General features: G+C 72.7%; 16 protein-coding genes, 2 tRNA genes and 1 other RNA gene. 9 read left to right on the top strand and 10 right to left on the bottom strand.

Translation table 11 applies throughout. The annotated features are described in order from the left end of the window. Nucleotides 1–142 precede the first annotated feature (142 nt). Complete coding sequence (gene ettA, locus FSY66_RS04870; protein ID WP_144791809.1) at nucleotides 143–1,825, bottom strand: energy-dependent translational throttle protein EttA; 1,683 nt, start codon at nucleotides 1,823–1,825, stop codon at nucleotides 143–145. A gap of 162 nt (nucleotides 1,826–1,987) precedes the next feature. Then, nucleotides 1,988–2,641, bottom strand: a complete 654-nt coding sequence (locus FSY66_RS04875; protein ID WP_144791811.1) for a single-stranded DNA-binding protein — start codon at nucleotides 2,639–2,641, stop codon at nucleotides 1,988–1,990. Nucleotides 2,642–2,868: 227 nt separating this feature from the next. Here FSY66_RS04875 and FSY66_RS04880 point away from each other — a divergent pair. Further along, nucleotides 2,869–2,941 (top strand) — tRNA-Arg (locus FSY66_RS04880). Between the two features lie 116 nt (nucleotides 2,942–3,057). Continuing rightward, nucleotides 3,058–3,408 (top strand): gamma-glutamylcyclotransferase family protein, encoded by a 351-nt coding sequence (locus FSY66_RS04885; protein WP_144791813.1) that lies wholly within the window; start codon nucleotides 3,058–3,060, stop codon nucleotides 3,406–3,408. Nucleotides 3,409–3,412: 4 nt separating this feature from the next. Here the strand turns inward: FSY66_RS04885 and mptB are convergent, their stop codons facing one another. Continuing rightward, nucleotides 3,413–4,969, bottom strand: coding sequence for a polyprenol phosphomannose-dependent alpha 1,6 mannosyltransferase MptB (gene mptB / locus FSY66_RS04890; protein WP_144791815.1), 1,557 nt, complete (start codon nucleotides 4,967–4,969; stop codon nucleotides 3,413–3,415). 204 nt (nucleotides 4,970–5,173) lie between these two features. Here mptB and orn point away from each other — a divergent pair, with 204 nt between their 5' ends. Together orn and FSY66_RS04900 are read left to right on the top strand one after the other, a co-directional pair. Beyond that, nucleotides 5,174–5,809, top strand: a complete 636-nt coding sequence (orn, locus tag FSY66_RS04895; RefSeq protein ID WP_144792171.1) for an oligoribonuclease — start codon at nucleotides 5,174–5,176, stop codon at nucleotides 5,807–5,809. 147 nt (nucleotides 5,810–5,956) lie between these two features. Further along, nucleotides 5,957–6,029: transfer RNA gene (locus FSY66_RS04900), tRNA-His, on the top strand. On the opposite strand, the gene FSY66_RS04905 is transcribed toward FSY66_RS04900, so the two are convergent. From FSY66_RS04905 to sbnA, 4 genes are all read right to left on the bottom strand, one after another. Further along, complete coding sequence (locus tag FSY66_RS04905) at nucleotides 6,011–6,919, bottom strand: glycosyltransferase family A protein (RefSeq protein WP_186304421.1); 909 nt, start codon at nucleotides 6,917–6,919, stop codon at nucleotides 6,011–6,013. The two genes, FSY66_RS04900 and FSY66_RS04905, sit on opposite strands and share 19 nt — an antisense overlap. 55 nt (nucleotides 6,920–6,974) lie before the next feature. Next, nucleotides 6,975–8,126 carry a calcium:cation antiporter gene (locus FSY66_RS04910; protein ID WP_260853463.1) on the bottom strand — a complete coding sequence of 384 codons (1,152 nt, stop codon included), beginning with the start codon at nucleotides 8,124–8,126 and terminating at the stop codon, nucleotides 6,975–6,977. A 169-nt stretch (nucleotides 8,127–8,295) separates the two neighbouring features. Beyond that, nucleotides 8,296–11,634: an FAD/NAD(P)-binding protein gene (locus FSY66_RS12525; RefSeq protein ID WP_186304423.1), complete on the bottom strand. Its 3,339-nt coding sequence runs from the start codon at nucleotides 11,632–11,634 to the stop codon at nucleotides 8,296–8,298. Continuing rightward, nucleotides 11,627–12,655: a 2,3-diaminopropionate biosynthesis protein SbnA gene (gene sbnA, locus FSY66_RS04930; RefSeq protein WP_186304425.1), complete on the bottom strand. Its 1,029-nt coding sequence runs from the start codon at nucleotides 12,653–12,655 to the stop codon at nucleotides 11,627–11,629. The genes FSY66_RS12525 and sbnA overlap by 8 nt, the downstream gene beginning before the upstream one ends. A gap of 179 nt (nucleotides 12,656–12,834) precedes the next feature. Between sbnA and def the strand changes: the two genes are divergently transcribed. Continuing rightward, nucleotides 12,835–13,407 carry a peptide deformylase gene (gene def / locus FSY66_RS04935; RefSeq protein WP_144791821.1) on the top strand — a complete coding sequence of 191 codons (573 nt, stop codon included), beginning with the start codon at nucleotides 12,835–12,837 and terminating at the stop codon, nucleotides 13,405–13,407. 21 nt (nucleotides 13,408–13,428) lie between these two features. Here the strand turns inward: def and FSY66_RS04940 are convergent, their stop codons facing one another. Further along, on the bottom strand, nucleotides 13,429–14,217 hold the full coding sequence (locus tag FSY66_RS04940; RefSeq protein ID WP_144791823.1) for a YaaA family protein: 789 nt from the start codon (nucleotides 14,215–14,217) through the stop codon (nucleotides 13,429–13,431). A 44-nt stretch (nucleotides 14,218–14,261) separates the two neighbouring features. Between FSY66_RS04940 and rnpB the strand changes: the two genes are divergently transcribed. Beyond that, nucleotides 14,262–14,635, top strand: an RNA gene (rnpB, locus tag FSY66_RS04945) — RNase P RNA component class A. A 40-nt stretch (nucleotides 14,636–14,675) separates the two neighbouring features. Here the strand turns inward: rnpB and FSY66_RS12530 are convergent. Beyond that, nucleotides 14,676–15,407 carry a zinc ribbon domain-containing protein gene (locus FSY66_RS12530; protein WP_186304426.1) on the bottom strand — a complete coding sequence of 244 codons (732 nt, stop codon included), beginning with the start codon at nucleotides 15,405–15,407 and terminating at the stop codon, nucleotides 14,676–14,678. Between the two features lie 88 nt (nucleotides 15,408–15,495). After that, nucleotides 15,496–16,383, bottom strand: coding sequence for a Nif3-like dinuclear metal center hexameric protein (locus FSY66_RS04960; RefSeq protein WP_144791829.1), 888 nt, complete (start codon nucleotides 16,381–16,383; stop codon nucleotides 15,496–15,498). Nucleotides 16,384–16,488: 105 nt separating this feature from the next. Between FSY66_RS04960 and msrA the strand changes: the two genes are divergently transcribed. From msrA to epsC, 3 genes are all read left to right on the top strand, one after another. Next, on the top strand, nucleotides 16,489–17,022 hold the full coding sequence (msrA, locus tag FSY66_RS04965) for a peptide-methionine (S)-S-oxide reductase MsrA (protein ID WP_144791831.1): 534 nt from the start codon (nucleotides 16,489–16,491) through the stop codon (nucleotides 17,020–17,022). 119 nt (nucleotides 17,023–17,141) lie between these two features. Continuing rightward, nucleotides 17,142–18,077: a cysteine synthase A gene (gene cysK, locus FSY66_RS04970; RefSeq protein WP_144791833.1), complete on the top strand. Its 936-nt coding sequence runs from the start codon at nucleotides 17,142–17,144 to the stop codon at nucleotides 18,075–18,077. Between the two features lie 226 nt (nucleotides 18,078–18,303). Further along, complete coding sequence (epsC, locus tag FSY66_RS04975) at nucleotides 18,304–18,888, top strand: serine O-acetyltransferase EpsC (RefSeq protein ID WP_144791835.1); 585 nt, start codon at nucleotides 18,304–18,306, stop codon at nucleotides 18,886–18,888. Nucleotides 18,889–18,980 lie beyond the last annotated feature (92 nt).

The following is an 18,980-nucleotide window of genomic DNA, read 5'->3' on the forward strand; positions in this document are numbered from 1 at the left end:
CCCGGCGCCGATGCGGGCGGCGAGCCGCAGCGGCGGCCGAGCGCGTGATGGGCCGGAGACGACGACGGCCCGCCGCCGCGGGCACCCGGGGGTGCTCGTCGACGGCGGGCCGTGCCCGCGGAGCCTCAGGCCCCCGAGGCGATCAGTCGCGCGTGAGGCGGCGGTGGGTCATGCGGCCCGGGCGCGCGGCCTCCTCGCCGAGGCGCTCGACCTTGTTCTGCTCGTAGGACTCGAAGTTGCCCTCGAACCAGTACCAGTTGTCCGGGTCCTCCTCGGTGCCCTCCCACGCGAGGATGTGGGTGGCCACCCGGTCCAGGAACCAGCGGTCGTGGGAGATGACCACGGCGCAGCCCGGGAAGTCGAGCAGGGCGTTCTCCAGCGAGCCCAGGGTCTCGACGTCGAGGTCGTTGGTGGGCTCGTCGAGCAGCAGGAGGTTGCCGCCCTGCTTGAGGGTCAGCGCCAGGTTCAGCCGGTTGCGCTCGCCGCCGGAGAGCACGCCGGCCTTCTTCTGCTGATCCGGGCCCTTGAAGCCGAACGCGGAGACGTAGGCGCGCGACGGCATCTCGACCTGCCCCACGTGGATGTAGTCCAGGCCGTCGGAGACGACCTCCCACAGCGACTTCTCGGAGTCGATGTTCTCGCGGTTCTGATCGACGTAGGAGATCTTCACCGAATCGCCGATGCGCAGCTCGCCGTCGTCGATCGGCTCCTTGCCCACGATGGTCTTGAACAGCGTGGACTTGCCGACGCCGTTGGGGCCGATCACGCCCACGATGCCGTTGCGGGGCAGGGTGAAGGACAGATCCGAGATCAGGGAGCGGTCGCCGAAGCCCTTCTGCAGGTCCTTGGCCTCGATCACCAGGTTGCCCAGACGCGGGCCCGGCGGGATCTGGATCTCCTCGAAGTCCAGCTTCCGGGTCTTCTCGGCCTCGGCCGCCATCTCCTCGTAGCGGGCCAGACGGGACTTGGACTTGGTCTGGCGTCCCTTGGCGTTCGAGCGGACCCACTCCAGCTCGTCCTTGAGGCGCTTGGCCTGCTTGGCGTCCTTCTTGCCCTGGACCTCCATGCGCTTGGCCTTGGTGTCCAGGTAGGTGGAGTAGTTGCCCTCGTAGGGGTACAGGCGGCCGCGATCGACCTCGCAGATCCACTGCGCCACGTGATCGAGGAAGTAGCGGTCATGCGTCACGGCCAGCACGGCGCCGTGGTAGTCGGCCAGGTGCTGCTCGAGCCACAGCACGGACTCGGCGTCGAGGTGGTTCGTGGGCTCGTCCAGCAGCAGCAGGTCCGGCTTCTCGAGCAGCAGCTTGCACAGCGCGACGCGGCGGCGCTCACCGCCGGAGAGGCTCGTGACGGGCGCATCGCCGGGAGGGCACTGGAGCGCGGCCATGGCCTGCTCCAGCTGGGAGTCGAGATCCCATGCGTTGGCCGCGTCGATATCCGCCTGGAGACTCCCCATCTCCTCCATGAGGGCGTCGAAGTCCGCATCCGGCTGGGCCATCTCCTCGGAGATGGCGTTGAAGCGGTCGAGCTTGGCCTTGATCTCGCCGACGCCCTCCTCGACGTTGCCCAGGACGGTCTTGTCCTCGTTCAGCGGGGGCTCCTGCAGCAGGATGCCCACGGAGTAGCCGGGCGAGAGCCTCGCCTCGCCGTTGGAGGGCTCGTCGAGCCCCGCCATGATCTTGAGGATGGTCGACTTGCCCGCGCCGTTGGGACCCACGACGCCGATCTTGGCGCCCGGGTAGAACGACATCGTGACGTCATCCAGGATGACCTTGTCGCCCACCTTCTTGCGGGCCTTGTTCATGGTGTAGATGAATTCAGCCATGAGCCCCAGGCTACCCGGCGCGGATGGGTCCCGGACCACCCCGGCGCCGGTTCCTCCCCCGGCATAGCGGGAGACGACGATCCGTCGCGGGCCGTCGACCCGTGCCTGCCCCGTCGAGGCGCAGGCACGGGCGGGCGACGGCCGCTGCTCGGGCGCCCGGGCTCAGGCCCCGGCCGGGGCGCGCTCGGCGCCGGCCAGCAGCTCGTCCGGGTCTCCCTCCCATGTCGACTCCTCGCCCTCGTCCTCGCCCTTGTCCTCGGGCCGCAGCCGACGGCCGCTGAGCAGCTCCCCGGTCAGGGGATCGACGACGCGGCCGTCGTCCGGCCAGCCGCGCCGCGAGGATTCCGCCGCTTCACCGAGGCCCCGCGTGTCGCCCCGGTCCTGCGCACCGTCGCCGGCCGCGCCGTCCTCGTGCTCCGCGGACTGCTCGCGGGAGCCGTCCGGCCCCTGGTGACCGCCCGAGCGGCGGTACGTGGCGGTGCCCATGGCGAGATCCGGGCCCAGGGAGCTCGCGTCGATCTCGACGGTGACCCGTTCGTGGCCCTCCTTGGTGGTCCACGGCCGCAGCCGCAGGCGTCCCATGACGAGCACGGCGTCGCCGACCTTGAGGGAGGACGCCGCATTGCCTGCCATCCTGCGGAAGCAGCTGACCGTGTACCAGTTGGTCGGGCCCACATCGACCCAGCTGCTCGACTCCGCGTCGAAGCGGCGCGGAGTCGAGGCCAGCCGGAACGAGGCCACGGGGGTCCCGTCGGGCAGCGTGCGCAGATCGGGCTTGGTGGCCGCGAAGCCGCGGACCGTGATCGTGTCGAACATGGCGCCTCCTGAACAAGAGGCCGAGAGGGATCGCTCGGCCGATGGTCGTCGGACGTCGGCTCGCACAGCCGGCCTCCGACGGGGTGGCCTCAGCGTGGACCGCCGGCGCCCGTTGCCGTCGGGCCGCGGGAGCGGTGTGCACCGATCTGCAGGAGCCGGCGCTGATCCTGCGCCGGTGGAGGAGGATGCACGGGCCGTGCGCCTGTTCGATAGGATGGTCGGTGCCCGCCTCGGTAGCTCAGGGGATAGAGCAGGAGCCTTCTAATCTCTTGGTCGGGGGTTCGAATCCCTCCCGGGGCACCTGGAAGCCCACCTGAACGGATCTCACGTCCGAGCAGGTGGGCTTTGTCGCCCGCACGCTCGAGGGCCCTGCCCGGCCGGTGCGACGACCCCGCACCGTCAGCAGGAGGAACCCCATGAGCTCGTCCCTCGACCAGCGCGTGTTCATCTACGGCACCCTGGCGCCCGGCCAGCCCAATGAGCACGTCATGGAGCCCATGGGCGGGACCTGGCAGCGCGGGATCGTCCGCGGGCGCCTGCTCGATCGGGGCTGGGGCGCGGCCACCGGGCACCCGGGCATCGAGCTGGACGAGGCCGGGGAGCCCGTGAAGGGCTGGCTGCTGACCTCACCCCGGCTGGCGCGCAGCTGGCAGGAGATGGACGACTTCGAGGGCGACGAGTACCTGCGCACCGAGGCCCGCGTCGAGCTCGACGACGGCACCGAGACCACGGCCTGGATCTACGCCCTGCGGGACGCTCGGAGCTGAGCCCTCAGATCACGACCGGCCGCTGCGGGTCCGCGGACCGCGTCCTGCGGCTGCGCCTCGTGGAGGGATCGAGGAACCAGAGGTAGATGCCGTAGGCCACGCCGATCACCGCGGCGATCGTGCGCCCGGAGCCGATGTCGATGTCGAGGTACGGGAAGACGTCGAGCTGATCCGAGACCGCGTAGATCATGAAGAACACGGTGAGGAACAGCAGGACGTCGGTCTGCCAGTCGGGGCGGATGCCGGTGACGGCGAAGAACGGGATCAGCCAGACGACGTACCAGGCCTGGATCATGGGCGAGAACACCACGATCGCGGCGAAGGCCAGCGTCATGCGCCGCACGACCCGCTCGTCGCGCCCGACGAACATCAGGTACAGGATGACCGGCACGGCCAGGGCCTGACCGGCCGAGTGCACGGCGCCCATGGCGCGGCCGGCGTCGCCGAACAGACCCACGATCCCGCTGACCACCAGCCCCAGCAGGCCGATGGGCGCGTACCAGATGAACGACGTGCCCGTCGTGGACAGACCCTCGATCCAGCCCCAGCCGAATCCGGACATCCACCCGAGCACGGCCATCACGACGATGGCCCAGGCCAGGGTCAGCGCCCAGATCAGGAACCGTCGCGGCCACGAGGCGCCGCGGCCGGCCCAGAGCAGCCCGATGAACGGCAGCAGCACGACGGTGATCGGCTTGATCCCGATCGACAGCACGACGAGGGCGGTGCCGGCCATGCCGCCGCGCCAGTCGCGCCAGGTCGCCGCGACCAGGACGCCGAGCAGGGCCAGGGCCGTCATGGTGGCGTCGTTGTGCACCGCGAGGATGAAGTTGACGAGCAGCAGGGGGTTGGCGGCCGAGAGCCACAGGGCGCGCGTGGGATCGATCCCGTGGCGCTGCGCCAGCCGCGGCACGGTCCAGGCGATCAGCATGACCGAGAGCACGCACAGGAGCCGGAAGAGGAAGACCGACGAGTCGGGCTCGGCCCCGGTGATCCCGACGATCAGCCGCTCCAGCATGATGAACAGCGGGCCGTACGGCGGGGGCGATTCGCTCCACAGCTGGTCCGCGCCGAGCTGGAAGAAGTTCTCGATCGTCGAGACCCCGGATTCGTACGGGCTCAGACCGGCCGCGGCGACGCGGCCCTGGCCGATGTACGAGTAGACGTCGCGGCTGAAGATCGGCACCGAGAAGACCATGGGCAGCGACCACGCCACGATGGCGGCCCTGACCCACGTCCGCGTCCCGGGGCCCCAGCCCTGCAGCTTCTGGCCCAGGCGGAACCACTCGCGCACGAGCATCATGGCCCCGATGGCGACCAGGATGATCGACAGGATCGCACCGGGGGTCGTGAAGCGCAGCTCGATGACCAGCGGGTGGCGCCGCAGCTCCGAGACCCCGGCGAGCCAGCCCACCCCGTACGAGCCGACCATCAGCAGCAGGGACCCGACGGTGCCGAAGACGACGGTGCGCAGCACCGAGCCCTCCCTCAGGGGCGGTTCGGCGGCCGTGGTGCCGGTCGACGCGCTCTCCGGCGTCCTCTCGGTGCTCGTCTCTGACACGGATCCCCTCGTGGATGTGGATGGCGGGCCGCTCGAGGCGACCGGGCCCGGCCCGGATCGCGGACGGTGCATGCCGCGCGCAGGCCCAGCCCGGCCGCGCGCTGGCCGTCATCCTACCGTCGGGCCCACCCGGCCCGGTCGGGCGCGCCGGGGATGTCCGAGGGCCGCACTACAGTGGCCTGCGTGGCTCTCTCAAACGAACGAATGGTGTGGATCGACTGCGAGATGACGGGGCTGTCCCTGGCGGACGACGCCCTGATCGAGGTCGCGGTCCTGGTCACCGATGATCAGCTCAATGTCCTGGGCGACGGCGTCGACGTCGTCATCCGCCCCGATGACGCGGCGCTCGAGCAGATGGGCGACTTCGTGCGGAACATGCACGTGAAGTCCGGCCTGCTCGAGGAGCTGCCCTCGGGGACCACCATGGCCCAGGCCCAGCAGCAGGTCCTGGACTACATCAGGGCGTGGGTCCCGGAGCCGGGCCGCGCCCCGCTGGCGGGCAACTCGGTGGGCACGGACCGCACCTTCCTGGTCCGGGACATGCCGGAGGTGGTCGAGCACCTCCACTACCGGATCATCGACGTCTCCACCATCAAGGAGCTGTCCCGGCGCTGGTTCCCCAGGGCGTACTTCCAGTCCCCCGAGAAGACCGGCAACCACCGCGCTCTCGGCGACATCAAGGACTCCATCGACGAGCTGCGCTACTACCGCGATGCCGTGTTCGTCGACGCTCCCGGACCTTCCTCGGATCAGGCCCGCGAGGTGGCCTCCCGCGTGATCGCGGCCCGTCGGGTGACCGAGCAGGGCTCGCAGGACGACGCCGCCCAGCGGCAGCCCTGATCCGGGCTCCCTCGGGAGCCGCGCGGGCGTGACGCGATCCACATCGCGCGCCCACGGACGCCCGGGATGGGTTACAGTGGTCCGCGTTGCTCAGCGGCTGACAACGTCTCCTCACCGGAGACGGCCCGGTCGCATCCGAGCAGCATGGTGGGCGTAGCTCAGTCGGCAGAGCGCCTGGTTGTGGTCCAGGAGGTCGCGGGTTCAACCCCCGTCGCTCACCCCGCCGAGGCCCCCGGGATCCTGAGGATCCCGGGGGCCTTTTCTCGTCCGCCCCGCCATGGCGGCGCACGCCCTCCGGGAACGCCGGCGGATCAGCCGCTTCACAGGGCGAAGCCAGCGGCGCAGCTGCAGACGATCGCCCCATGCCGCCTGCGTCTCCTCCGCGGCGGCATCCAGCCTCTCCCAGGCCGCGGCCAGGAGCACGTGGTGGTGATCGGGGTTATTGGCCAGGACCCGCGCACGGGTCCTCGCCAGCCCCTCGCCCAGGTCGGCCAGACGGCGGGATGCCGGCTTCTGCCGATACTCGTGCACCGCATCGATGCGCGCCCCGTGGCCTCCGAGCTGGGCCAGCAGGCGCAGCCAGAACTCGTAGTCCTCGAAGCCGCGACGCAGCAGCTCGTCGTAGCCGCCGACGGCTTCCCAGTCCTCGCGCCGGAAGACCGCTGTCACGCCGACGCGGTTGCCGCCTGCCAGAGCCGCCAGGTCCACCGACGGCGGGGGCGTCTTCCGCTCGCTCACGACGCCGAAGCGGTCCACGAACCCGTAGGCGAACCGGCATTCCGGCGCTGCCGCCAGAGCCGCGATGCCGCGGGCGGCGTAGTCCGGGCTCAGGCGGTCGTCCGCGTCCAGCGGGATCACCCAGGGGGCTGTCGTGGCCGCGATGCCCGCGTTCCTCGCAGCGGACGGCCCGCTGTTCGGCTGGTCCAGGCGAGCGACGCCCTCCGGCAGGGCCGCCAGAGCCGCCAGCGTGTCGGCGCGCGTGGACCCGTCGTTCACGACGACGATCTCGACCTCGACACCCTCCTGTGCCGCGGCGGCGGCCACCGATTCCTGCAGGTGGACGGGGTCGTCGTCGAACGTCGGGATGACGAAGGCCGCGCATGCACTCATCGCTTCACCATATCGGCGCGGTGATGGGCCCCGGCGGCCGGGATCCATGCGGTCGTCAGGCGAACACGGTCATGAGGTAGAGGGCGAAGACCATGACGTGCCCGGCCCCGTGCAGCGCCGTGACCCGGCCCCCGAAGAACGTGGCGACGGTCAGCAGCAGGGAGATCCCCACCAGGGCGAGGTTCGACGGGGTCTGGGCGAGCACCACGGTCTGCCCGGTCAGCATCCCGATCGCCAGCACCGCCGGGATCGTGAGGCCGACGGTCGAGACCAGGGCGCCGTGGCACAGGTTCGACACCCGCTGCAGCTCCCCGCCCAGCGCGGCCCGCACGGCCGTGATCGTCTCCGGCAGGAACACGATCAGCGCGATCACGAGCCCGGACAGCGCAGCCGGCGCGTCGGCGCGGTTCAGGGCGTCGTCCAGCAGCGCGGCCATGTCGTGCGACAGCAGCACGATGGGCACGACGATGGCCACGAGCAACAGGGCGCGCACGAGGATCTCGCTGCGATGGGTGCGCAGGACCTCGGCGAGCGAGCCGGTCGAGGACTCCTCCGGCTCCTCCGTCGTCCCCGCGGCCGCGTCGACGTCCTGGAAGTCCCCGCGCTGGGGCCCCATCTGCCGCTGGAGGAAGTACGCGTAGAGCAGCACGGTCATCAGCGCGACCAGCACGGCCTGACCGGTCCGGTAGGCGCCGTCCTCGCCGATCAGGGCCGGCATGGCGAAGGCCGTGGCGAGCAGGACGATCAGCAGGGTCAGGTACGCGGAGACGCCCGCGCGGTTGGGCCGCAGGCCGCCGTGGCGCATCCCGCCGACGATCAGACAGACGCCGATCACGAGATTGAGGATGATCATGGCGACGGCCATGACCGAGTCGCGGGCGATGGTCGCGTGGTCCCCCGGGCCGAGCATGACGGCGGAGATGAGGATGACCTCGATCAGCACGATCGACAGGGTCAGCACCAGGGTCCCGTAGGGATCGCCCAGCCGGCGGGCCAGATGCTCGGCCTGGGCGACCACTCCGGACGCGCAGATCACGATGACGACGACGATGGCCGCGAGGACCGTCAGCAGGGCCGCGGTCGGGAGGCTGCCCTCGAGCAGGGGCTGGGCGAGCAGCAGCGCGATGTACGCGCCCCAGCCGAGCAGCAGCCGCAGCAGCACGGACGGGGTCAGCACGTCGCGCAGGGTCGGGGAGAGTGCGGTCACGGGACGAGGCCTCCTGTGCGGGGCCGTCCCTGCTCCGTGCCCTGGAAGCGCGGGTCGTCCCGCGGGCCTCGATGGATTCCGAGCACCGATCCTAGCCGCATCCCCGCCGGCGGTCTGCCAGCTGGATCACCCTCCGCGACCGGGAGCCCCGCCCGCGGAGGATCGGCGATCAGAGGCGGTCGATGTCGTCGCGCACGAAGCCGTCGGCCGTGCGCACGACATTGGCCGCCAGCGGGATCTGGTGCGAGGCGGACTCCAGGATGTGCATCAGGTAGCCGCCCGTGTTCGGCAGCGCGATGACATCCCCCACGGCCACCCCGCGCGGGAAGGCGATGCGCCGCTTGAGGATCAGCTCCGCCTCGACGCAGTAGGCGCCCACCAGGAACGCCTCGATCGGCCCGTCCCACGGGTCATCGGGGTCCGCTGCGCGGGCATCGCCGCGCTGCGGGCCCGGGACGAGCACCGGGTCCACCAGGAAGTCGGCCGACGTCGACCGGCACTGCGTCCGGTTCATCTCGAGGCCGACGATCGGCACCCCGTCGCTGGTGTGCTTGCGGAACACGACTCGTGCCAGGGTCAGGCCGCAGCCGTCGAGCATCGCCCGGCCCGGCTCGCAGCGCAGCTGCAGCCCGCGAGCGCGCAGGGCCTCGGCCACGGAGGTCCCGGTGCGCTCGTCGTCGGCCTGGCCGCCGTCGGTCCCGGGCTCCAGAGCCGCGTCCAGGACCCGACCGAGCCACGAGCCGCGGGTCAGCTGCTGGTGATACGGGTAGAGATCGCGCGTCCCGGCCAGCCGCGGGCCCTCGGGCCCGTCTTCGCGCCGCAGTCCCAAGCCGTCCCCGCGCCAGGTCAGCGGCTCGCGGCGACCGAGCACCGCCTCCTCGTGGGCCTGCCAGAAGGCATCCCAGAGCTCGGGGTCCTCCAGATAGGACATCGGCACTCCCCCGCCCATGTCGATCCACGCGGGCGCGTGCCCCCGCTCGCGCAGCGCGTCCGCGAGCGCGACGGCCTGGCGCAGGCCCTCGCTGCGATGAGTCGGGTCGTAGCCGTGCAGGTGGAAGTGCAGGCCGATGACCCGCAGCCCGGCGGAGCGCTCGAGCTCCTGGGCGTCGCCCAGCTCGCGGCGCCACGTCCGCGCGGACTCCCCGAAGCGAGTGGGGGCGATTCCGCGGACCGGGTCCGGCGCCAGGCGCAGGGCGATCCCGACGGGCCCGGCCGGCTCGGGCCGCCGGGCGAGCACGTCGCACAGCAGGCTCAGCTCGTCCCGGTTGTCGACGACCACCGTCACGCCGGACTCGACGGCCAGGCGCAGCACGGGCTCGGGCTTGATCGCTGCGGTCAGCACGATGTCCCGGGGCGGCACGCCCCGGTCCAGGACCTGTCGCAGCTCGCGCTCGCTGCCCACGTCGATCCCGTGCCCGAGCTCCTGGGCGCGGTCCACGACCGCGAGCATCTTGTTCGCCTTGCGCGCCACGAACACCCGCAGATCGACGTCGCGCTGCCCGGCGGCCTCGAGCAGCTCCCCGGCATTGGCCTCCAGCGGCCGGGGATCCAGCACGTTGACCGGGCTGCCGTGCTCCGCCAGCAGGTCGGCGCATGCCTGCGGATCGGAGGCCAGCTCCTGCATCCAGGGCTCCAGCCGCGCCGGCAGCGCGGGCCGCCCGTGCGCACCGGAGCGCAGGGTCGCCTCGATCGGAGGGGTGGCGGTCATGGGTCTCCTCTGCGGTGTCTCGATCAGGCGCTGCGCCCACAGCTGCGGCTGGCTGTGCAGTCGGCGGTTCAGGGTGTCATGGCCCAGGACGACGTCCTCGGTGGGCCGTCCGAGGACCGAGAGCCCGGCGACGGGGCGTCCGGCCGCATCCAGCGCCGCGGCGCTGCGCGTGATGCGGCAGCCCCGGCGCCCCGGCGGAACGCTCAGCACGCCGCGCTCGACCAGCCCGCGCAGCAGCGGGTCCTCGGCCGGGATGCCCGGCGGCGCCAGCACGGCGTCGACGACCACGTCCGGTGCGGGCCGCCGGGTGCCGTCCGGCGCGCACGCGCAGCCCTCCGAGTCGATCTGCACGCCCTCGTCCAGCCAGGCCAGGTCCACGATCCCGGCCTCGACGAGCGCCTCGAGCTTGCGGGCGTTGAGCAGCGGCGGGCCGAAGGCCCAGCGCTCGAAGGCGGCGGCTGCAGTGCGGAACCGGATCCATTGCTCCTGCGGGATCCGCGCGAAGCTGATCCGCTGCACGATCGACGAGTAGAGCAGGGACCACGCCCGGCCCAGGGCCCACGCGGGGCCGCCGGGCGCGCTGCCCTCGGCGGCGGCGATGCCGCGCCGCAGCGCACGCGCCGCTCGGCCCGCCTTCGGCCCCGGCTCGGCCCCGCCGTGCAGGGTCGTGCGCACCGATCGGACGATCCGCGCGGGCATCGCAGCGGCGAGCAGCTCATCCGCCGTCGCCGCCCGAGCGCCGTCCGGATCCTCCGAGCACCGCAGGATCTGCTGGGCCGTGCGCTCGACGGCCTCGAGGACCGCCGGGATGCTCTCGGCGGCCAGGACCTCTGCCCGCCCGGCGGCGACGACCTCGGCCAGGGCCCCTTCCTGCAGCGCCTGCGCCGGCGCCGACCCCGGATCGGGCTTGGCATCGAGCAGGACCCCGCTGCGTGCGGTCGGCAGGATGGCCGCGGGCTCCTGCCCGCCGGGGCGGTAGGACAGGCGCCCGTCGGGCCCGTCCTCGAACGCTCCTCCCCGGCCCTCGGTCAGGGCCAGGGCGGCGTCGATGAAGGTCAGCGCGGCGCCGCGCACCGCCACCCGGGCGCCGGGGGCCACGGCATCCGTGCCGAGCCGCTCGGTCGTCGGGTAGACCCCCGGGACGAGCGGGATGCCGCCCCGCCACGAGTGCCGCAGCGCCGCCGGGTGATCGGCCGCGTGGCCCGTGGCCAGCAGCACCTCGTCGTACGGCCCCCGCCATCGCGGCGCCGCGCCGCGCTCCGCGGACGGGGTCTCGATCCGGGCCTCCCAGGCCCGCGGCTCGAGGGCCGCCCGCCGCAGCCCGGCGGCCCTCCCGCGGATCGTCCGCAGGCGGACGCGCTCCGGCATGGCCGCGACGACGTCGTCCCAGGCCTGCTCCAGATAGGCGCCGATCACCGCGCGCGGCGGGTAGTCCTCCCCCGCGGCCGGCTCCCCATGCTGGGCGGCCCACTGCCGGAAGGACGGGGTCACCCGGTCCTGCGCCCCGGGCTCGTGGACGTCGACGATCGAGGCCGTGACGTTCAGCCGCAGGTGCGACGGCTGCCGGGGGTCATACGCGGCCCCCGTGCCCGGCCGGTCCGACGGATCGATGACGTCGATCAGGACCCGCCGGGCCGGCCGGCCGTCGTCCGGCGTGCTCGCCCGGAGCCGGCGTCCCAGCGAATCCAGCGCGCTCAGCGCCTTCGGCCCGGCGCCGATCACGGCGATCCGCAGCGCCGGCAGGCCCGGCTCCCTGCGGGACGAGGCGGGGTCCATGGATCCGGGCTGCGCGTCAGGCACCTCCCGCACGCTCCTGGAGGGCCTGGACGGCCTCCTCGACCCGGGCCGGTGATGCGCCGAGGGACTCCCGGACCCAGTCGTCGTCGTAGATCGTGTCCAGGTACGGCATGCCGCCGTCGTGGACCAGCATCGCGATCCGCGTCCCCTCCGGGCGATCGGGCAGCAGCGAGGCGACGGCATGCACCACGCCGCCGGTCGAGGCCCCGGCCAGGATGCCCTCCCGCCGGGCCAGCAGGCGGGCCCCCGCGACGCAGTCGAGCTCGCTGACGCGGATGACCTGATCCGGCTCCACGTCGCGCGACAGCTCGGTCACGAACCCGGCGCCCATCCCGGGCAGGCGCCGGGTCCCGGCGGTCCCGCCGAACAGGACGCTGCCCTCGGCATCCACCGCGATGACCCGGGTATCCATCCGGTGCTCCCGCACGTAGGCCGAGCACCCCCCGATCGTGCCGGTCGTGCTGCAGGCGGTGACGACGTCGTCGATCCGGTGCTCCATGGCCTCGGCGATCTCGCGCATGGTGCCGTCGCGGTGGGCCCCGGGGTTGGCCGGATTGCCGTACTGGTGCAGATTGACCGCGCCGGGGATCTCCTCCAGCAGCTCCTGGACGCGGGCCAGCCGCGCGGTCAGCAGATCCCCCGTGGCCGGGTCGGGGTGCTCCACGAGCTCGATCCGACCGCCCAGGGCTCGGATGGCCGCGATCGTCGAGCGGTTGGCGCGGGTGTCCACGACGCACACGAACTGCACGTCGTGGGCCGCGCAGGCCCGGGCCAGGGCCATGCCGAGGTTCCCCGAGCTCGACTCCACGACCGTGCCCCCGGGGGCCAGCCGACCCGAGTCGAGGGCATCGCGCAGCATCCCGAGCGCGGGCCGGTCCTTGGCGCTGCCGCCCGGATTCAGGGATTCGACCTTGGCCACCACCTCCGCTCCGGAGGCGCCGAACAGCCGGGACATCCGCACCAGCGGCGTGGTTCCGACGGCCTGGGCGATGTCATCGAGGATCGGGGGCGCAGTGCTCGTCATGCCTCCAATCTGGCACAAGAGCCTGGGAGCCGACAGCAGGCTGATCGAGCGGCTCGGCGCCCGGGCCGCGGGCTCGGGCGCACGCGGCGATCGAGCCCGTTCCCGGTAGGATCGTGGCCGCCCTCGCGCCGTCTGCCCGGCGCCCCCGCATCCCTCCCCCGGTCCTCAGGAGTGCTCGCATGACCGTCCGTCCCGTCGTCATCACCGGGGACCCCGTCCTGCATCGCCCGGCCGCCAAGGTCGCGGAGTTCGACGACGCCCTGCGCGAGCTGGTCGCCGACATGCACGAGACGATGGACGCCGCCCACGGCGTGGGCCTGGCGGCGCCGCAGATCGGAGTGGGCCTGCGCATCTTCACGTTCGTCTTCGCCAACGACGACGACGCCCCCGACCGCGGGGAGATCATCAACCCGGTGCTGACGGCCGGGAGGATCTCCGAGCAGAGGCCGGATCCGGACGAGGAGTCCGAGGGGTGCCTCTCCGTGCCCGGCTACAGCTTTCCCCTCAAGCGAGCGGACTGGGTGCGCATCGCCGGCTTCGACGTGACCGGGCAGCCCATCGGCTGGGAGGCCACCGGCTGGTTCGCCCGCGTGATGCAGCACGAGTACGACCACCTGGACGGCAAGCTCTACCTCGATCGCCTCGACGACCGGTGGGGCCGCAAGGCCAGGAAGGCGATGAAGGCCGAGGGCTGGCGTGAGGCGGGGAGCACCTGGATGCCCGGGGTCGACGAGGACCCGTTCGGGCACTGAGCCCCCCCGCCGGGCTCGGACTCACGGACCGGGCAGCACCACCGTGAGCCGCCCGGGCCGGGAGTCGGCCGGCTCCTCGAGCTCGACCTGCCACCGGGCCGAGGCCGCCTCGGCCAGCTCGTGCGCCGTGGAGATCTCCGCGCCCTGGCCCGCGAGCTCCAGCAGATGTCTGGCGAGCTCGCCGCGGGTGTGCTTGGCGAAGTGGGAAACGACCCTGCGTGTCCCGTCCTGCTCCCTGACGGCCCGGACGGCGACCGTCGACCGCGCGGGGGCCTCGAAGGCGGCCGCATAGGCCGCAGAGCGGCAGTCCACGACCAGCCGGCCCTCCGCCTCGGGGCCCAGCGCGGCCCTCAGCCGGGGCTTCCAGAACGACGACAGCCGCATGGCCTCGCGCCGGCCGAGGCCCCGCAGGGCGGTTCCCATGGACAGCCGGTAGGCCGGGATCCGATCCGTCGGACGCACAGCGCCCCACAGCGCGGAGATCACCACGACGGACTCCGCCGCGGCGGCGCGCTGGGCCTCGGTGAGCGTCTGCGGCCCCAGGGCGTCGTACAGCACCCCCGTGTAGACCTCGAGCGCCGGGGCCGCCGGAGCCGTGCGCAGCGAGAGATTGCGCCGCACCTCCTCGCTCAGCGAGGCCCCGACGCCCAGCGCCTCCAGGGCATTGCGCTGCCCGCTGACCCTCTCGAGAGCCGTGAGGACCCTCCGCCGGTCGTCGTCCAGCGACGGGAACGACAGCTGCTCGGGATCCACCGCGGCGCCGGAGGCCGGTGCGGTCTTGGTCTCGGACGGCGGCAGGAGGATGAGCATCCGAGCATGGTATCGGCCGGCGGCAGGTACACTCGTGCGCCGGACAGGACGACCGGGTGATCGCGGGGCGCTTCGCGCGCCTCGAGGAAAGTCCGGGCTCCGCAGAGCAGAACGGTGGCCAACAGCCACTCGGGGAGACCCGCAGGACAGTGCCACAGAGAGCAGACCGCCCGCGGCCTCGGCCGCGCGGTGAGGGTGAAAGGGTGGTGTAAGAGACCACCAGCGCACCGGGTGACCGGTGCGGCTCGGTAAACCCCGTTCGGAGCAAGGTCAGACAGGATGCGACAGGGCTGCTCGTCCTGCATCCGGGTAGACCGCTCGAGCCCGTCGGCGACGACGGGCCCAGATGGATGATCACCGCCGCGCACCGGGCGACCGGGCGCGTGCACAGAACCCGGCTTACAGGTCGTCCTGTCCCTCGACCTCGGCCGAGCTCGGTCTCCCCCCCCCCTCGCGGCTCAGGGGACGAGGATCGCCCCGCAGTCGGCGCACGCGGCCACCGACTGCGGATCGGCCTCCACCGCCGAGACCTCCGCGGGGCTCAGCGGGCTGCCGCAGGCCCCGCAGGCTGCGGCCTGCCGACGTGCCGCGGCGATCTTCTCCCGGCCGGTGCCGCCGCCGCGGATGCGCTCGTACCGGGCCACGAGCTCTGCATTGCCGACGCCGGCCGCCAGCTCGTCGCGCCGCGCGTCCAGCTCGGTCAGCTCCGTGCGCATGCGGCGCCCGGCCTCCTGGGCCTCATCCGCCCGGGCGCGGGCATCCGCATCCGCGGCCTTGAGCCGCGGCATCAGCCGCCCCCGCTCCTCCTGGAAGGCGGCGAGCTCGCGATCCGCCGTGTCCGCCGAGGCCCGGGCCTTCTCCACCTGGGCGGTGAGGGACTCGATCTGCCGCGTCTGCGCCGAGACCTGCTTGGCCGAACCCCCGGCATCGCGTCGCGCGCGCTCAGTCTGCAGCCTGGCCAGCAGGTCGTCGACCCTGCGGTGCGCGGCATCGCGCGCCTTCTCGAGCTCCCCGCGGCGGCTGTCGAGCTCCTTCGCCTTGGCCACGGCCGCCCGTCGGCGCTTCAGGGACTCCACGAGCTGCGGCTCCTGCTGCAGGACGCGCAGCTGCTCCCGCAGGGCGGCGGCGCGGGAATCGCGGGTCTGCAGCGCCAGCAGCGCCTCGAACTGCTCGGGTGCGGCGGTCGTCATGGTGCGGCTCCTGTCGATCGGCTCTGCTCTGGTCGGTCTGCCGTGCTCCGCTCGGCCGGGCCGTCGGCCCGTCCCGCGCGCAGGCCGGTCACTGCGCGGCGTCGGGCGCCCAGCGCTCCTGCGGCGGGTCATGGGGGCTGGCCACGCGGAAGTCCCAGGGGTCGCTGCGGCGGGCCGAGACGCGGACGTCGACCTCGAAGCCGCGCGAGGACAGCTCGGCGGCCAGGCTGCGTGCCCCGACCGGCACCCACAGCCACTCGCTGGCCGCATGGGAGAGATCGATCAGCGCCGGCGTCCCGCCGCCGGTCATCGCCGTCTCCCGGGCCTCCGAGGCCGGGTGATGGCGCAGGTCGGCGGTCACGTAAGCATCTGCGCCGCAGCGGCGCACGGCGTCGAACAGCGAGTCGCCGGAGCCTCCGCAGACCGCGATCCGGCGCACCGGGCGCCGGGCGTCGCCGGCCACGCGCACTCCCTGGGCCGTGGGCGGGACCAGCCCGGCCAGCCGCTCGGCGAGATCCGCCAGGGTGACCGCCTCGTCCAGATCGCCCACGCGTCCGATCCCGGCGCCGGGGTCCTCCGGCAGGGGCTCGAGCGGGGTCATCTCGGTGACGCCGCAGGCGCGGAGCAGGACGTCGGAGACGCCGTCGCGCGCGGCATCCGCATTCGTGTGGCAGGCCAGCAGGCCGATCCGCCGCTCGATCAGCTCGTGGATCACCCGCCCCTTGTAGGAGTCGGCCGCCACCGAGGTGACGCCGCGCATCAGCAGCGGATGGTGCGTCAGCAGCAGGTCGGCCTCGACCTCGGCGGCCTCCTCCACCGTGGGCGTGACGGCGTCGACCGCCATCAGGATCCGGCGCACCGGGGCCTCCGGGCGCCCGGCGACCAGACCGGAGGCGTCCCAGGGCTGCTGGGTGCGGAAGGGCCACAGCCGATCCGCGGCGTCGACGACATCGGCCAGGGCGGGGATCGAGCTCATGGCCCCGAGTCTAGGAGCAGACCACGACGGCGCGGCGGGCACAGGCGGCGCGGCCAGGCGAGGGCCGTTCGGAATACCCGGCGCGCTCGAGCGGTTCCAGCGCATATGAGCCTCAAGACCTACGTGCTGGGCGCCGGCTGCTTCTGGTGCCTCGATGCCATCTACCGCAAGACGCGCGGCGTGAGCGACGTCGTGTCGGTCTACACCGGCGGCCACGTCAGCAGCCCGACCTACGAGCAGGTCTGCTCCGGGCAGTCGGGCCACGCCGAGGCCGTCGCCGTGACGTTCGATCCGGACGTCGTCTCCCCGGACGTCATCCTGGACCTGTTCTTCACCTCGCACGACCCCACGAGCCTGAACCGCCAGGGCGCGGATGTGGGCCCGCAGTACCGCTCGTCGATGTTCTACGCGGACGACGAGGAGAAGCAGCTCTTCCAGGACGCGATCGAGCGCATGTCCGAGAACTTCGACCGCCCGATCGTCACGACCCTCGAGCCGCTGGGGACCGTGTGGGAGGCCGAGCCGGTGCATCAGGACTTCTACGCCCGCCAGCCCTACAACGGCTACTGCCAGTTCGTCATCAACCCCAAGCTCGCCAAGGTCCGGCAAGGTTACGCAGAGTTTCTGACCTCGGCCTGACGCGCGGCGGCACGGATCCCGGCCGCTACGCTCGAAGAGAGTCCGACCTCCCCGGCCGACCCGCCGCGCCGCCCCCGGCGCAGCAGCCCGGGCCCACGACCACCTCGGAAGGAATCATCATGGGCAAGATCTATGACAACGTCACGGAGCTGATCGGCGGCACCCCGCTGGTGCGCCTCAACCAGCTCGACAAGGACCTTCCCGGCAATGTCGCCGTGAAGCTCGAGTTCTACTCCCCCGCGCACTCGGTCAAGGACCGCATCGGCAAGTCGATCATCGATGCCGCCGAGGCCTCCGGCGATCTGCGTCCGGGCGGCACGATCGTGGAGGGCACCTCCGGCAACACCGGCATCGCCCTGGCGATGGTGGGCGCCGCCCGCGGCTACCGGGTCATCCTGACGATGCCCGAGACCATGTCGACCGAGCGCCGCGCCATGCTGCGCGCGTTCGGCGCCGAGATCGTCCTGACCCCGGGCGCCGACGGCATGCGCGGGGCGGTCGACAAGGCCCGCGAGCTCGTCGAGGGCTCCGACAACGCGATCCTGGCCCGCCAGTTCGAGAACGAGGCCAACCCGAAGGTCCACCGCGACACCACCGGTCCGGAGATCTGGGAGGACACCGACGGCGAGGTCGACATCCTGGTGGCCGGCATCGGCACGGGCGGCACCATCACGGGCGCCGGCGCCTACCTGCGGTCGCAGAAGTCCGACATCCGCCTGGTGGCCGTCGAGCCCGCCGACTCCCCCATCCTCACCGAGGGCAAGGCCGGCCCGCACAAGATCCAGGGCCTGGGCGCGAACTTCGTGCCCGATGTCCTGGACCGGGAGATCTACGACGACGTCTACGACGTGGAGGTCGACGACGCGGTGCGCGTGGCCCGCGAGCTGGGCACCAAGGAGGGCATCCTGGGCGGCATCTCCTCCGGCGCCAACGTGTTCGCCGCCCTCGAGGAGGCCAAGAAGGAGGAGAACCGCGACAAGCTGATCGTCACGATCGTGGCCGACTTCGGCGAGCGCTACATCTCCACCGTCCTGTACGAGGACATCCGCGGCTGATCGCCGCCGAGCGCGAGCGCCTGCGGCCCGGCCGGCCGGGCGCCTGCGCCCCGACGACGGGCCCGCATGCTCCCGATCCCTGCACCGATAGGGTCGATGAGCGGCGGGCCCGTCGTCCGCCATCGCCTCTGCAGCCGTCCTCCGTCCCCCGGACGCGGGCGGACGCCGACGGCCCCACCGCCCCGCCGGGCTCTGCCCGCCCGGTGACGCTTCGACGAGGAGATCCGTGAGCTTCTTCAGCAGACTGCGCGAGGACATCGACACCGCGCGCACCTTCGACCCCGCCGCCCGCTCCGACGCGGAGATCGTCGTGAACTACTCGGGGCTGCATGCCATCTGGCTGCATCGGCTCTCGCACCGGCTGTGGGAGCGGGAGCGGACCAAGGGCGCGGCGCGCACGGTCTCCCAGGTCGGGCGCTTCCTGACCGGGGTGGAGATCCACCCGGGCGCCACCATCGGGCGGCGCTTCTTCATCGACCACGGCATGGGCATCGTGATCGGGGAGACCGCGGAGATCGGCGACGACGTCATGCTCTACCAGGGGGTCACCCTGGGCGGCACCTCCCTGGCCAAGGTCAAGCGCCACCCCACGATCCGCGACGGCGTCACCGTGGGCGCCGGGGCCAAGGTCCTGGGCGACATCGAGATCGGCAGGGGCTCGGCCGTGGGCGCCAACTCGGTCGTGGTCAAGGACGTGCCCGACGACTCCGTCGTCACCGGCATCCCCGGCAAGGCCCGCGCCCGCACCCCCGACAAGCAGGAGCCGCTCGTGGACCCGGCGGCCTACATCGATCCCGCCATGTGGATCTGAGGCCTCGCCCCGCGCCTCCTCACGACGACGGCGCCCCCGCCCCCCCCCCCGGGCGGGGGGGCGGGCCGGCCTCGCCCGGGGGGGGGCGGCCG

It is taken from the genome of Kocuria palustris, assembly GCF_007666205.1.
Taxonomy (GTDB): domain Bacteria; phylum Actinomycetota; class Actinomycetes; order Actinomycetales; family Micrococcaceae; genus Kocuria; species Kocuria palustris_A.